At 44.1% G+C, this 15,195-nt stretch carries 14 protein-coding genes; 9 read left to right on the top strand and 5 right to left on the bottom strand.

All coding sequences use genetic code 11. The annotated features are described in order from the left end of the window. Positions 1 to 174 precede the first annotated feature (174 nt). Positions 175 to 390, top strand: coding sequence for a hypothetical protein (locus tag AB4Z08_RS32685; RefSeq protein ID WP_441577993.1), 216 nt, complete (start codon positions 175 to 177; stop codon positions 388 to 390). A 20-nt stretch (positions 391 to 410) separates the two neighbouring features. Here AB4Z08_RS32685 and AB4Z08_RS32680 read toward each other — a convergent pair whose 3' ends face one another. Further along, on the bottom strand, positions 411 to 2,354 hold the full coding sequence (locus AB4Z08_RS32680) for a tetratricopeptide repeat-containing sensor histidine kinase (RefSeq protein ID WP_441577992.1): 1,944 nt from the start codon (positions 2,352 to 2,354) through the stop codon (positions 411 to 413). An 11-nt stretch (positions 2,355 to 2,365) separates the two neighbouring features. Beyond that, complete coding sequence (locus AB4Z08_RS32675; RefSeq protein WP_441577991.1) at positions 2,366 to 3,100, bottom strand: LytR/AlgR family response regulator transcription factor; 735 nt, start codon at positions 3,098 to 3,100, stop codon at positions 2,366 to 2,368. A 235-nt stretch (positions 3,101 to 3,335) separates the two neighbouring features. Between AB4Z08_RS32675 and AB4Z08_RS32670 the strand changes: the two genes are divergently transcribed. From AB4Z08_RS32670 to AB4Z08_RS32640, 7 genes are all read left to right on the top strand, one after another. Beyond that, the gene (locus tag AB4Z08_RS32670) at positions 3,336 to 3,554 is read left to right on the top strand and encodes a hypothetical protein (protein WP_441577990.1); all 219 of its coding nucleotides are present in this window, start codon (positions 3,336 to 3,338) and stop codon (positions 3,552 to 3,554) included. A gap of 77 nt (positions 3,555 to 3,631) precedes the next feature. Next, positions 3,632 to 4,615: a grasp-with-spasm system ATP-grasp peptide maturase gene (gene gwsG / locus AB4Z08_RS32665; RefSeq protein ID WP_441577989.1), complete on the top strand. Its 984-nt coding sequence runs from the start codon at positions 3,632 to 3,634 to the stop codon at positions 4,613 to 4,615. Further along, a complete protein-coding gene (locus AB4Z08_RS32660; protein WP_441577988.1) occupies positions 4,590 to 4,805 on the top strand; it encodes a hypothetical protein in 216 nt (71 codons plus the stop codon). The genes gwsG and AB4Z08_RS32660 overlap by 26 nt, the downstream gene beginning before the upstream one ends. After that, positions 4,792 to 5,901 (top strand): grasp-with-spasm system SPASM domain peptide maturase, encoded by a 1,110-nt coding sequence (gene gwsS / locus AB4Z08_RS32655; protein ID WP_441577987.1) that lies wholly within the window; start codon positions 4,792 to 4,794, stop codon positions 5,899 to 5,901. Before AB4Z08_RS32660 ends, gwsS begins: the two co-directional genes overlap by 14 nt. Further along, positions 5,898 to 8,105 (top strand): peptidase domain-containing ABC transporter, encoded by a 2,208-nt coding sequence (locus tag AB4Z08_RS32650; RefSeq protein WP_441577986.1) that lies wholly within the window; start codon positions 5,898 to 5,900, stop codon positions 8,103 to 8,105. The genes gwsS and AB4Z08_RS32650 overlap by 4 nt, the downstream gene beginning before the upstream one ends. A gap of 64 nt (positions 8,106 to 8,169) precedes the next feature. Then, positions 8,170 to 9,501, top strand: coding sequence for an HlyD family efflux transporter periplasmic adaptor subunit (locus tag AB4Z08_RS32645; RefSeq protein WP_441577985.1), 1,332 nt, complete (start codon positions 8,170 to 8,172; stop codon positions 9,499 to 9,501). Positions 9,502 to 9,842: 341 nt separating this feature from the next. Next, a complete protein-coding gene (locus tag AB4Z08_RS32640; protein ID WP_441577984.1) occupies positions 9,843 to 10,292 on the top strand; it encodes a VOC family protein in 450 nt (149 codons plus the stop codon). 99 nt (positions 10,293 to 10,391) lie between these two features. Here the strand turns inward: AB4Z08_RS32640 and AB4Z08_RS32635 are convergent, their stop codons facing one another. Beyond that, positions 10,392 to 10,952 carry an alpha/beta hydrolase gene (locus tag AB4Z08_RS32635; protein WP_441577983.1) on the bottom strand — a complete coding sequence of 187 codons (561 nt, stop codon included), beginning with the start codon at positions 10,950 to 10,952 and terminating at the stop codon, positions 10,392 to 10,394. A 52-nt stretch (positions 10,953 to 11,004) separates the two neighbouring features. Next, positions 11,005 to 11,256, bottom strand: coding sequence for a hypothetical protein (locus AB4Z08_RS32630; RefSeq protein WP_441577982.1), 252 nt, complete (start codon positions 11,254 to 11,256; stop codon positions 11,005 to 11,007). Positions 11,257 to 11,545: 289 nt separating this feature from the next. On the opposite strand from AB4Z08_RS32630, the gene AB4Z08_RS32625 reads away from it, so the two are divergent. Beyond that, the gene (locus tag AB4Z08_RS32625; RefSeq protein ID WP_441577981.1) at positions 11,546 to 14,557 is read left to right on the top strand and encodes a ligand-binding sensor domain-containing protein; all 3,012 of its coding nucleotides are present in this window, start codon (positions 11,546 to 11,548) and stop codon (positions 14,555 to 14,557) included. On the opposite strand, the gene AB4Z08_RS32620 is transcribed toward AB4Z08_RS32625, so the two are convergent. Next, positions 14,544 to 15,188 (bottom strand): response regulator, encoded by a 645-nt coding sequence (locus tag AB4Z08_RS32620; RefSeq protein WP_441577980.1) that lies wholly within the window; start codon positions 15,186 to 15,188, stop codon positions 14,544 to 14,546. The two genes, AB4Z08_RS32625 and AB4Z08_RS32620, sit on opposite strands and share 14 nt — an antisense overlap. Positions 15,189 to 15,195: the final 7 nt, after the last annotated feature.

The following is a 15,195-nucleotide window of genomic DNA, read 5'->3' as shown; positions in this document are numbered from 1 at the left end:
ATTGAGAAGAAAGTTCGATTTCTGTATCATTGGGAAAACGCAAATAAATTATACGTTTTCTACAAATATTTAAAAAACCGCTACGGATATTATTTATTTTTCTTTTATAGAGATGATCAACATAATCTTGTACCAGGAGCCACTTCTTTACCAAATCAGGAGTGGAAAAATAATATGCGAAACGAGAATGTTAAAACACTGGAAAGGTTTTCTGTGTTCAATGAGCAATTGAGCCAGGAGGAAATGACTGTCGCCCAGGGTGGCCAGGGGTACACGATGATCAAGTTTAGCTCGGAAGTTACCGCCAATGGCACCTGGATCACGGAGGATTACTATATTGATGGTAAATACTCCTATTCCTCTACAACGCCCGATGGCTGCACGATGTAAGTGATCCGGCGTTTGTTATTTCAATTAATTTCTTCCAGGTAAGGGAAATAGATATTTACGATCGTTCCCTTACCTCCATTTATGGATGCCTTGTCCGTTATTTCCAGCCTGAAACGCTTACCTGTTTGCCGGCTGAGCATTTCAAGACGTTTCCTGTTAATGTGGGTGGATAGCGATGGCTTGCTGCCTGGGGTGAACGGTTTGTTTTGCTGTACGCCTTTTCCGTTGTCTTCAATGATGCAATGGAGCATACCGGCTTCTCTCCTGATTTCAACGGATATTTTCCCTTGGTAGTTCAGTTCCTGTACGCCGTGTTGGATGGCATTTTCCACAAAAGGTTGTAACAGCATGGGAGGAATGAAGATGTCGTCCATATCGTCGGGGTGTGCCAGGGAGTAGTCAAAGCTGTTTTTAAAACGGAGTGCCTGTAGGTCCAGGTAATTGGTAAGTGCCTCCACTTCATGTTCCAGTGCTACAAAGGCTGCCTGTGAATGTTCCAGGCTGGCCCTGAGGAGGTTGGCAAAGGAAGAGAGGTAGCTGAGTGACCTTTCTGTTTCTTTATTGCGTATCATGGACTGTAATACGGCCAGGGTATTGAAGATAAAGTGGGGCTCCATTTGGCTGCGAAGCAGCTTTTGTTCCATTTCTGCCTGCCTGAGCTTCTCCCTGAGTTGCCGGCGCTTATAGAACAGGACCAGTAGAATGACCGACAACAGGGCAAATGCAATGAATCCGGCGATGATAATGCTTTGTAGACGGTTGATCTTTTTTGTGCTCATATTGATGGCCGCCAGGTTTGATATTTTGGCATCCCTCGCCTTTAAGCCATATTGATCTTCGAGTTCTCTTACCCGTTCGGCGTAAGCAGAATCGTTATAGGATTTCAGAAAGCCCAGCGATTCGTAATATGCTTCGCTGGCCTTTTTATATTGCCTCAGCATGTAATGGATGCCGGCTTTTTGTTCCCAGGCAGATGTTGCTATATCGTTAGAAGTAGACAATGTAGTATCCTGCTTCTTTGCGTTCAGGATATCTATACAGCTATCGATATATACCAGCGCTTTGGGATAATTCTTCATCTCTATATAGATGTTCGCTACATTATAATAAGTTACAGGAGGGAATCTTTTCGCCTGCCGCTGAATGTCCATAGCGGTGAAGATATTTTTGAGGGCCTCTTCATATTTGCCTTGTTGCCGCAGGAGGGTACTCCTCATTTCATATTTGCCGGCGGTATACATAGGATGATAGAGGCTTGTATCCGGCATGATGTATTTATCAACGTAGTATAGCGCAGAGTCATTGTTACCTCTGTACGTGTAGTAATTTTTCAGATTATTGGCCAGTACCCGTTTTAATCTGGGGTCATGTGTTTGTTCGAATGCTTCCAGGAGATATTTTTTTTGCAGTTCCCCTTCTCCCATATCGCCGTACAGTTCTGCCAGGCGATAAGTTGTATAACCGAGGTTGATAGTATCATGTTCGCGACGGAACTCATAAGCGGCCCTGATCCGGCTGAGGGCTTCTGCATAGTTTTTCCGTCTCTGGTAAACTTCCCCTATGCCAAAAGTTGCGGATATAATCAGTTTTCTGCTGGTATCTTTCTTTGACGCCAGTTCCAGCGCTTTGTTGTAAAAATACATGGCACTGTCGAGGTTACCGGAAGCTTTGTAGAAGGAGCCCTTTGTTGTCAATGCCTGTACCTGCATGCGAAGGGTCCCGAAGCTTTCCATCACTGGTGTGATGCTGTCCATAAACAGCCTGGCCTTTTCCATGTCCTGGTTGGCGAGGAATATATTGAAGCGGTTGTTGGAATAAGTGTTAAAGCTGTCTTCTTTTGCTTTGAGCTGCTTATCTGAAGGCCCGGCAGGAGTTTGGTGGCAGGCCGCATGTAACAGTAAGCACAGACCGCATAATATCGTTCCCGGCAGATGTTTCATGAATGGGGTTGGGTGATGTGACATGGACGAAGTTTTTATCTGTTAAAATGGCTCATCACCTGCTCTCTTTTTCTTACGGATACAGGGACCTGATCACCACTGTGTAAGAGCAGATAGCCATCGCGATGATAGCCTTTTATGAAAGAACGGTTCACCAGGTAGGACTGATGTGGTTTCAGGAAGCTACCTTCCGGTAGTAGCTCTTCATATATTTTCATAGGCTTGCTTACCACAATCAGTTTCCTGTTCTGTAAGTGGAAGGTGGTATAGCACCCGCTGCTACTACAAAACAGGATGTCTTTGAATGGAACGATATCAATGGTTTGCTGGGTCCGTAAAACAATTTCTGTTGGGGCATGATCCATTTTAAGAGATGCCTGGGCCACCTGTAAAGACTTCCGGATCTCTTTTGATGAAGGCTGGACAGTAGCTTTGGTGATTGCTGCTATTAATTCCTGCTCGTTTACCGGCTTTAAAAGATAATCCAGCGCCCCGTATTTGATGGCTTTAATAGCATATTGATCGTAGCCCGTAATAAAAATAAGATGAGGGAAAGGATGTTCCAGCTCATTTAACAGGTCAAATGCGGTTTGCCCACCGAGCTGAATATCCAACAGCAGGACATCGGGCATCTTTTTTTGCACCATACCCAATGCCCTCTGCACCGTATCTGCAGCCCCGGCTATCTCAATATCTTTGTATTGCCGGAGCAATAAAAGAAGGTCGTTCCTGATATTAGCTTCATCTTCAACAATCACTATTGTTTTCATAACGCGGGGTACATTATATTTTCTTTTGTATAAAACAAATATATAAAATAGTGCAACGAATGTTTATAATCTTCCTTTATAGTTATCCTAACTATTTATTTTACGTGAGATCATGATACCACCGTGCAGCATTTCTATAGAAAAGGCACATAGACAAATGTAAAAAAAAATTGTTAACCAGGCACCTTGCCTACGCAGAGGGCGCCCTATTATTTAATCACTCAAATCCAAACACATGAAAACACTGGAAAAATTCTCAACTTTTAATCAGGGGTTGGAAGACCATGAATTAGCACAAGTATCAGGAGGAGATTATCGTTACACTGTGCGTAACTACTATGGTACTATCACCTATTTTCGTATTACTGCACTCGAAGGGCGAACACTGGAAGGATCGCAGGGGGTGGATTCCGGAGGCAATGACGTAAACTTTATGTCTACGGATCATAATTAACGCATTACACGCCTGCCGGAGGGATTCCAATCCCTTCGGCAGGTATTTAACCCACGTTCCTTTTTTTATTGCAGGTTATGATATTAATACTTTCCGGAGAAGGCGATGCCACCACTTTATCAGTTATCCGCTGGATAGAGGAAATGGGGCATACCGTGATGCTGGTCAGCGATAAAGATGTTATCGAAAATATCTTTATTGAGAACGATAAAATCGTTCTTTATTTTAAAGGAAACAAGACACTGCACTTCAGCGATATAAAGGCATACTGGTACCGCAGGGGAGCCTTCGCTTTTTCCGAAACGTGGCAGCACAGCGATGTGCCGGATGCTATTTCCACACAGCTGGGGGCCGAGCTCCGATTTATCGTGGAGCTGCTCAATACCCGGTTGGGGAAAATACCCAATCTGAGCGGCAATGGCAATAGAAGGATGAATCGCCTGCTGGTGATGGATGCCGCCAGGGACATAGGTTTGCTGGTGCCTGAATTTGGCATTTTTACCCAGCGGAACGCGGTGAGGACATTTGCCATTAAACATGGAAAAATATTGACAAAGCCCGTCAGTGATGTTAGTTTTTTTAATGAAGGAAACATATCGTACAGACAGTATAATGCACTCTTTACAGTCGATGATATTGAACAATTGCCCGAACGGTTTATGCCCGGCCTGTTTGTGGCATACGTAGAAAAAAAGTATGAACTGCGTATTTTTTATATCAATGGCAGGTGCTATACAATGGCCATTCTAAGTCAGCAAGACCCGCTGACACGTATAGATATGCGGCATTACAATTATCAGAAACCCAACCGGAATGTTCCTTATCAGCTCCCATCAGCTATCGGGGATATGATCGGTGTATTAATGAAACAGCTGGATTTAAATACAGGCTCCATCGATATACTGGTGACTCCTGACGACAGCTTTGTATTTCTTGAAGTAAATCCGGTGGGGCAATTTGGAAATATGAGCGCCAGCTGCAGCTATCAACTGGAGCGGGAGGTCGCTACTTACTTAACAACAATTTCTGCCACATATGAGCACGTTGAAAGAGATCTTTGATGGCCATTTCCGGGAGCAGTATCCTCCTTTTTATGGTAAAACTATTTCCTTGCTTGTCGGGAAAGATGGTAATAATACCAATTTCTTCAAGTATGCGCCCTATCATCAATATCACCTGGAGTTGCTGAAGGTAGCCCCGCTATATAAATCCGTTTCAAGAATTATAAACACCGCCTATGAACGATCCTGAAAGCACTGCCCGTAAGTACATGATACGGCTGGCATCGTGCAGCATTACTGCCGGGGCAAAAAGGGCCCTTCTCTGTGATCTGCAACGCGGGGCCTACTACCTGGTGCCCCGTAGTTTCTCTGACCTGATAGATAACTATCATGGCTGGCAGATCCAGGCTATATATGATGAATACGGACCCGAAAATAAACAGGCATTGGACGAGTTCTTTGCATTTATGATAGCAGGAGAATTTATTTTTTTAAGTGATCATGCAGCAGATGCAGAACGTTTTATAAGATGCTCTCCTGATATCGATTCCCCCGGGATCATACAAAATGCAATCATTGACATAGATAAAGCATCCCCGGTTCCGGCAACTTCCATTATTCCCCAGCTCATTGACCTGGGATGTTTGTCCGTACAGATCAGGGCATTCAGCCGTATGAATGCCGATGAGTTGATCTCGCTGGCGATGACCACGGAGGAAACCGCCTGCCGGAACATTGAGTTTATCGTTCCTTTTGACCATAGCTACGAAAATAACCAAACACTTACGGACTACTTCTTCTATAATCAGCGTATTGGTGGAATTGTTTGTTATAACGCCCCCCGGAGAAAGATGGACCTGTTCGTTGGTGATCAGATTTATATCAGCCAGACAGAAGAAGAGATCAGCAGTGAAAAGCATTGTGGAATTATCGGGCCTGCTTACTTCGCAGCTAATCAGAAACATTTTCTTGAATCGCAGCAACATAATACCTGCCTGTGGAAGAAGATCGCGATAGACAAACGGGGGTTCATTAAAAATTGTCCTTCTATGCAACAGCACTACGGCAACATCGCAGATACCCCATTAAAGCAGGTGGTCAATGATGAGGGGTTCCGGCACCTATGGGGCATTCACAAGGAAATGGTGAAACAATGCCGGGACTGCGAGTTCCGGCATGTATGTACTGATTGCAGGGCCTATCTGGAAGAGCCGGCAGATATATACAGCAAGCCGCTGAAATGTGGTTATAATCCTTACTCCGCTACCTGGAGTAATTGGGCAACAAATCCGCTGAAACAAAAAGCTATTGATCATTACGAACTAAGAGAAGCTATCCGGCCATGAGCAGATTTCCACATGAACGACAGCGCCATTCAATGGACTGTGGCGCCACCTGTTTAAGGATCATTGCCCGTTACTACGGACGACGGCTGCCGTTAAAGCAATTGAGGGAAAGCAGTGACACAAGCCGGGACGGAGCTTCACTGAAAGGGTTGACCAGGGCTGCTGAAGAGAATGGGTTCCGTACCATGGCAGCACGCATCAATTTTGAGAAATTAAAAGATGAAGCGCCGCTTCCGCTGATCCTGCATTGGCAGCAGCATCACTTCGTAGTGGTTTATAAAGTTACCTCAAAGAAAGTGTATATATCGGACCCCGCAAAGGGCCTGATTACGTATTCCACTACGGAGTTTGTAAAGTATTGGCTGGGCGGTGATACCAGGCAGGAAGCAGCACAAGGTATTGTAATGGTGCTGGAGCCTACGCCTGTGTTCTATAACACAGCATCTGCTGAGGAAGAGAGCGGGAAGATCGGTGTAAGGCCCTTTTTGTTGCATTATCTCAGGCCCTATCATAAGCTGATGCTGCAGGTGCTGGCAAGCTTGCTGTTGGGCACCCTGCTGCAACTGGTGGTGCCTTTTTTAACGCAGAACATTGTAGATACAGGCGTGTACAAGAAGGACCTGAACTTTATCTGGCTGGTATTGATCGCCCAGTTGATGCTCACACTTGGCCAGCTATTCCTGGAGCTGATGCGCAGCTGGATGCTACTATTCATGAGTGGCCGTATCAATATATCGCTGGTGTCAGATTTCTTCAGCAAGTTGATGCGCCTGCCTATCCGTTATTTCGACAGCAGAATTAAGGGCGACCTGCTCCAACGGATCAACGATCATGAGCGTATACAGAATTTCCTTACCAGGTCGTCAATGAGTGCCGTATTTTCTATTTTTACCCTGTTGGCCTATAGTCTGGTGCTGTCCTACTATAACGCCTGGCTTTTGCTGATCTTTCTTGCCAGCAGTGTGCTGTATGTTACCTGGATACTATTCTTTCTAAAGCAACGGTCCAGGTTGGACTATAAACGTTTTCACTACGCCAGCGAGAACAACAGCAAGATATATGAGCTGGTAAGTGGTATGCAGGAGATAAAGTTATACAACGCAGAGTTGCCGAAGCGCTGGAGCTGGGAACGCATACAAATCAAATTATACCATGTAAGCATCAGTGCACTGCGGCTGGAGCAGGCGCAGAGTATTGGCGCGCGGATCATTAATGAAACCAAGAACATATTGATCAGTTTCTATGCCGCCAAACTGGTGATAGACGGGCAGGTTACGCTGGGTACCATGCTGGCAGTGTCATATATCATCGGCCAGTTGAATAGCCCTGTATTGCAGCTGGTTTCAATAATCAAGGAGTGGCAGGATGCGCGCATCAGTCTGGACAGGCTAATGGAGACCTATACAGAAGAAGATGAAGTACCTATGGAAGCAGCAGGAATGCCTCTGCCTTTGGCTGTTCCCGAAGATCATACGATCGATCTCAGGAATGTGAGCTTTTCCTACAATGGAATGATGGCCCCTGTACTGCGCGATATTACGCTGACCATCCCCGCGGGAAAAGTAACGGCCATTGTGGGAGCCAGCGGTAGTGGGAAAACTACGTTGTTAAAGCTCCTGATGCGGTTTTATGATCCTCAGAAAGGAAGCATCCGGGTAGGTCAGGAGATGTTGCATAAAACAGATTTGCATGAATGGAGAAAACTTTGCGGCGTGGTAATGCAGGAGGGATTTATTTTTAACGATACGATTACCGGCAATATCGCAGTGGGCGATGATCTTCCGGACTATACCCGTTTGAAGAAAGCCTGCGATACTGCCAATATCAGTTATTTTATAGATGCCCTCCCATTGAAATACGACACCAAAATAGGACAGGAGGGCATGGGTATCAGTACCGGGCAGAAACAGCGTATTTTAATTGCCAGGGCCGTTTATAAGAACCCGGAAATACTATTCTTTGATGAGGCTACGTCAGCATTGGACGCAAACAACGAACGGGAGATCATGGAAAAACTGGACGCCTTCTGCAGAAATAAAACGGTGGTCGTTATAGCACACAGATTAAGTACGGTAATGAACGCAGACAATATTATTGTGCTGGACAATGGATGCCTTGTTGAGCAGGGCGGACACTACGAGCTTAGCCTGAGTAAAGGGTATTATTACCATCTTGTAAAAAATCAATTGGAGTTGGGAGGATAATAGCATGCAGGAACCAATAAATACTACAAATGATGCGGGGCAAATCACAAAGCCGGAAAGGATAATGCCCACCGAAATAACGCGTCATATCAGATCCGGCGACACTTCACCCGAATTTGAAGATATCCTGGCGCGTACACCTTCCTGGATCATGCGTTGGGGCATACTGTCCTTTCTGCTGATCCTGATATTGTTGTTCGCCATTGCTGCTTTTATAAAGTACCCGGATACGCTGGAAGGAAAAGCATTGATCACGACAGCACCACTGCCGGTAAAAATTAAGGCTTTGGCGGGCGGGCGTATTTTGCAGGTAACCGGAAAAGAGGGGGACCTTGTAAGCGATGGACAGATATTAGCGGAAATGGAAAATAATACAGGTTTAAGTAACATCCGCCAGCTGGACAGCCTTTGTAACAGAATACGTCTTGCACTGAATCAAAAAGATTTTCACGCATTGGCAGATTTCAGAGCACATGAACTGGTATCATTAGGAGATGCCCAGGATCATTATAATAAACTTATTGAAAGCACCAGTGCTTTGCTTTTACTGAAAGATCAGGCCATCTATTCAAAGCGCATCGGTGTATTGCAATCACAAAAGAGTAACTACAGGGATCTGGCATCTATTGCAGACCAGAGCAAATCTTTGACAAATGAAGAGCTGAAGAGAGGAGAAGATATGCTTGCCGCCTATAAGTCTTTATTTGATGATAAAGTGATCTCAAAAAAGGAATACCTGGAAGCATTGGATCAATATACACTAAAAAAGAAGGAATGGCAGAATCAGCGGTCAGCAAAACTGCAATCTGCTATCTCTGAAAATGAAAACAGGAAACTTTTAGCGGAGGTGACATATGAACGTGCAGAAAAGGAACAGGCGCTGTTGCTGGACATCGAAGAGCAGACCCGAAACCTGCAGAACTTTATCCAGGGCTGGAAGCTGAAATACCTGCTTGTTGCTCCTTATAAGGGGCTCGTACACGAGCTGAGGTCTGTGCAGGCCAATGATGTGCTGGCATCAGGCGAGAATGTGTATATGATCACACCCGAAAAGTTTTCCTTCATCGCATCCGCTTTGTTTCCTTCCGCTAATTTTGGCAAGATCAATAAAGGGCAGCAGGCGCATATCCTGTTGGACCAATTCCCGTATAACGAATATGGATACCTGGAAGGAAAAGTGGTTTTTATTTCATCGACAGCACAGACCAACAGCCGCCCGGAATCAGATCAACCGCCTCAATACAGGGTGTATGTGCAGCTTGGCGATAGCCTGGTTACCAGCTATCAACGGCGAATAGCATTTACGCCGGAAATGAATGGAACTATACGCATTATTACAAAAGACAAAAACCTGCTGCAGCGCCTGATGGAGAGCGCATCAAAAATAAATAAATGAAAAAAGATACTTGTGGCTTTTAAATGATAAGCAAAGGCGGTTTCGTGTAAACATTTTGCATAATGAATTGATTGTGTCACAAATGTACCCAGCACTTTTCGAAGTTACCTGCGGTGAAAACATCAATCTAAGGGGGAGATTGCATCCTAAACTAATTCGAGGGTCATATACTACTCAGGAAAAATTTCCCGTCCAATTGTCTCAAATACCCACACATCTTGTCGTAAACACACTGCTTGTCCTATTCCATATCCGACTATCTTTGATGATATATCCATAAATAGATAGTAGGAGAGAACTTATTCAACAATGGAATGGATAATAAATGATAATTTAGAACTATGACAAAAAGTAAATTGCTCAGAATGGACAACGTCCTTATCGTTGTCGATGACCTCGAAGCGGTAAAAGCCTTCTTTCTTGACCTTGGATTTGAATTAGAAGGCGAAACGATTGTGGAGGGCCCTTCCGTGGATCGCCTCGTTGGTCTTCAGAACGTTCGTGCTACGCTGTCCTTTATGCGCACTCCTGATGGTCACGGAAGAATCGAGTTGGACAAGTACCACACGCCGGACGCCATCAGAACCGGCCCGGAGAAGGCTCAGGTGAACGAACTCGGAATTCGCCGTATCATGTTAGCCGTTGATGATATTGATGAAGTGGTGTCGCGCCTGCTTGCTCACGGCGCTGAACTGGTGGGTGAAGTGGTGCAATATGAGGATAGCTATCGACTCGCCTATGTCCGCGGCCCCGAAGGCATTATGGTTGGGTTAAGCGAGCAGCTCGGGTAATATCTTATTGTATTTTATAAGCCGTAACCTTTACAGGATGTTTTATACATTTCCTGCTATAAAAGGAGCAATAGCGGCTACTTCAGCAAGTATCATTCTCTACAAAGATGGAGATGCCAGTTCCTGTACATCTTTAATCATATCATTTATTGCGCCATGATAAGAGTGGTCCACACCTGAGATGATCCTCCAGTTGGCCTGTGGAAGTAGTTTCTGGTAGGATTCCAGATGTGTGTAAGGAATTACTTCATCATCAAGAGAGTAGTAAAAATAGATATTCTTCAGTTTGCTGAGGTTAGCTGCGAAATTATCCGCTATCACATATTCTGACACATCCCAATGCTGATCTTTCCAATAGGGCGCGCCGAATAAAATCATTCCTATTACTTTATCAGGAACGGGCGCACTGGAAAAATGCTTTAATATAATAGAAGCTCCCAGGGAATGACCGAGGAGAATAACTTTACCCGATAATTTTTTGAGATTAGTTGTTAGGACTTCATTCCAGGACACATAAGTAGGGTAGTCAGCATCCGGCATGGGTGGGTATATAATTGTAAACTCATTGCCCAGGTTAGCCCTTAGTGCGTCTACAATTACCTGTTCCTCTTCTGTTGTTACGTTCCCTGCACCCTGGATAAATAATATTTCGTAGCCCATCGTCTTTTAATTTTAATTAATTAAAACTTTCACGTTGATTACAAAGATTTATTTATTTCAATTTTCGTTCTTTTAAAAGATTATCTAATTCTTTATTTTTATGCCTTGAATTATTAATCAATTTATATACAAAAAATAAAGGGATTAATGTAAGAAAACCTAAGCTGTTTTTCATAACACTGAAAAATACAATTCCTATTAAAAAGCCAATTAATACAGCATTAATTATAGCGGTTGATTTCACTTTTTTTGCTTCCTGTAACAATTCCTGGTCTGTTAATTCTGTTAGTTTTTTTTGTTTCATTGGTATTATTTTGGTTGTTATGTTATTTTATTGATGTGGGTTTTCATAATAGCAGTCAACGTATATACGCTATGAAGAGGCGCATATACGGCAATATTTAACAATACACGCCATTATGAATAGACTACTTTCCAAACAAAATAAGAATATTTTATATCTTCACCGTGCGTAATAAAGAAAATATTACAGGGGATGTTGTATTGTTGTGATGCTGTATTGTCATGTTGTTACTGCTTTTATTCTCAAGATGAACCTTATTTTTTGTCTCCACCTATCTTTATTGCATCTTATGCCAGCAGTGCCCGTTGTTTCAATGGACACAACAGCGCATTATTTTATAAAACGTTTTACTGATGAAGATGGTCTGCCACAAAACAGTATCAAAGGTATCGTGCCCGATAAGAACGGTTTTTTGTGGCTGGCCACGGAAAACGGGTTAACAAGGTTCGATGGCAATTATTTTCTCAATTTCAACAGTGATAACCTGCCAGGTTTGAAAAGCAGCCGGATGGCCAGGGTTTATCCAAATGACACCGCCATCGCTGTAGAAACGGATATCGGGCAGATATTAACGGTGACGGAAAGTACAGTAAAACATATAGGAAACGAGCTGTTGGGATATAAGTATCAGCAATACAAGGATAACAGGAATGAGTTTTATCCCATCCGGGGGTGGCCCGATGATTATGCAGCACATTTTGCCAAAGAACGACCTGTTGTAATGCCGGGGGAAACGGACAGTTATTTTGAAGTAGCGCATGATACCATCTCTTTTGTAAAGCAGGAAAAGGTAGCATACCGCATCATACAGCCTCAGCTCGACCTGTTACATTTGTTTGTTTTCAGTAATCATCTTTTTTATTTAAAAAAAGATGGAAGCATAATAGGGTGGGAGAAAGACCGGCAGGTAAAAGTATCGCTTACCGGGGATCTGTTATCTGATCCCTCCTTTGGCAAATGTGAGATGGAATTGTACTGGAACCTGGCAACGCACCAGGTTTTTGTTTATACAGATAACAACTGTTATCAATTACAACCGGGGCCGGGTGGAGGTATGCACAGTTCGATGGTGCTGAGGGGTTTTGATTTTCACCAAAACTATATTACTTCGATCTATTATAATCAGCTTAACAACAAGGTTTTCCTGGGAAGTTCCACGAAGGGGCTCTATATCTGTACCCGGCAACAATTCGCGGTGCGCAAAACGAATACTTCCGGTGCGGAAGTTTTTTACGCACAGGCTCCTTTCCCCGGAAATGCGGTAGTAACAACTTCCGGGCTCGTCTTTTCCCGGAACGGAAAATACAGTTGGCTGCCATTGTCCTTCAATAAGGAAGGTGTGCTGGAGAAATATTCCCTTACCCGGGATAAACAGGGAAAGTATTGGGGGAGATTAGGACTGACATTGGTTTGTGTATCACCGGACTTTAGCCAGGTATTGCGCAAAATTGAATTACCATTCCTTATCGGGCAGGCATATACCGACCGGGATGGAATTTTATGGGTAGGCGGGAAATGGCCCGGACTATACTATATGAAAACAGATGAGCCGGAACAGGGATTAAAGTTTCTCCCGGCCGCTGTTGGAGATGTGACCTATATAAAAGAAGGGAAACCAGGGCTTTTGTGGATAGGTACCGGTAATGGACTATACCGGGTACATTTGCCATCAGGGCGTACAGATACCATCAAAGGCCTGGAACGGGGAGCTGTAAGAAGTATTTATATCCCTAAGGAAGGAGAAGTTTGGATCACTACTTATAACCTGGGCGTTTTTCTTTACCGGAATGAAAAACTGGTGGCCCTGCCACAGGACCGGCAGCGGTATATGTCTACCACCCATTGTATCACGGAAGATGAGGATGGTTATTTCTGGCTAACTACCAATAAAGGATTATTCAGGATCCGGCGGCAGGATGCCCTCGATTTCGCTGAAGGAAAGCAGCGTGATTTATTTTATTATTATTTCGGGAAGGACCAGGGGTTTAATACAAACGAGTTTAATGGCGGTTGTGAGCCCTGTGCTTTTCAATTTGATAATGGTGACATTTCGTTACCATCGATCGATGGCCTGGTGCAGTTTGACCCATCTTCCATCCACATGGAGATACCGGATAAAGGAATTTATTTAGACTGGGCGGAGCATAACCTGAAATTGACGGCGCCAGGAGAGCGTTTCGATCTGCCGAATAATTTTCAAACCTTCCGGGTACATGTCAGTTCACCCTATTTCGGTGATTCCCGGAACCTGCAGTTTTATTATTCCCTGGAAAAAGAAGACCAGGGGGAAGAACAACTGATATGGCTGCCGATGAGTAGTGACAGAACAATTACTTTTACCTCGTTACCATCAGGGGAATATCGCATCCATATCCGCAAGCTGAAAGGATTTGGGAGAGATCAATATATTGAAAAGGTAATCGCCATTCATATACAGCAGGCTTTTTATGAAAGAGGGTGGTTCAGGCTGGCGATATTCATCCTGTTAATCTGCCTGGTGGTGCTATTCTACAAAATACGCATCAGGCATATCCGGGAGAAGAACAGGCAATTGGAATTAAAGGTAACGAGCCGTACCCGGGAGCTGGAAGAAACAATGACTATACTCAGTGAGTCAGACAAGCAATTGCGTAAACAAAGTTTTATGCACGAACGTTTGCTGGCAGCCATCACCCATGATATTAAAACGCCGCTGAGGTTTTTGCTCAGGGTGAATAAAGATGAACCATTGTCCGGTGTGCTACAGGAGAAGGAAATAAAAACAGTGACATATGATAGTCTTTACCGTATGCATCACCTGGTAGATAACCTGATACATTACATGCGGACCTCTTTCCTGACGGGTGAATTTTCGGAAGAGACCGTGGATATTTACCAGTTAATGGAAGAGAAAATGGAAATCTTCAGGCCGGTATCCACGTCAAAGAACATACAGATCATCAATAATATTTCGCCAGGAATGACGGTAATGGTAAACAAGCTGTTACTGGCAGTGGTGTTGCATAACCTGTTAGACAATGCCGTAAAATATACTGCCAGGGGATATGTGAAATTAACCGCTGAAAGAGATGACCGCGTATTGACCGTACATTTGGTGGATACCGRCACAGGCATGCCACCGGCAGTAAGAGACTGGATCAATCACATGAGCAATGAAGATCCCGGGCATTCCGGGAGTGGCGGGATTGGGCTGATCCTTGTAATGGAATTGCTGACAGTGATAAACGGTAAGCTGTTAACTTATCCGGGCATTGATGGAGGTACCAGGGTATCTCTGCAACTCCATCTTAATGGTGGCTAGTTACCTGGTACATCTGCGCTTTTTCCATTAAGGCGATCATATTTTTTACGCCTACTTTTTCGAAGATCCGCGTTTTGTAGGTGCTGACGGTTGTTAACTGCAAATGAAGTGTTTCCGCAATTTTTATCAGGGAATGCCCTTTTGTAAGCAGGTTCATGACTTCAATTTCCCGGGGAGAAAGTACCGCGAAAGGGTTGCTGTGTTGCTCCCGTTGCCCGGTAAATTTGCCTATCAACTGGTCCCGGACAGCCTTACTGATATACTTTTCACCCATCAATACGGCATTGATGGCCGTTCTGAATTCCTCATCCGGGGAATTTTTTTCGATATAGCCATCTGCACCTGCCTTGAGGTAGTTAAGAGCATATAGTATTTCATCGTACGCAGAGAAAACCAGGATCCTGATATCGGGTTGCCGTAGTTTTACCGCATAAATCATTTGAAGGTTGTTTCCACCAGGCATATTAATGTCCAATATCAACAGGTCGAAGGTGTTGGCTTCAATAAGAGAAATGGCGTCATCAAATGTTTTAGCTTCAGCAACAGACATGGCTCCGGGCAGCGAGCAGATAATTTGTTTCATACCAAGTCTTACTATGGCGTGATCATCTGCTATTAGTACATTCTTCATTTCTATT

Origin of the sequence: Chitinophaga sp. RAB17, assembly GCF_052114225.1 — a bacterium.
Taxonomy (GTDB): domain Bacteria; phylum Bacteroidota; class Bacteroidia; order Chitinophagales; family Chitinophagaceae; genus Chitinophaga.
This window is presented reverse-complemented; position numbering and strand designations above follow the sequence as displayed.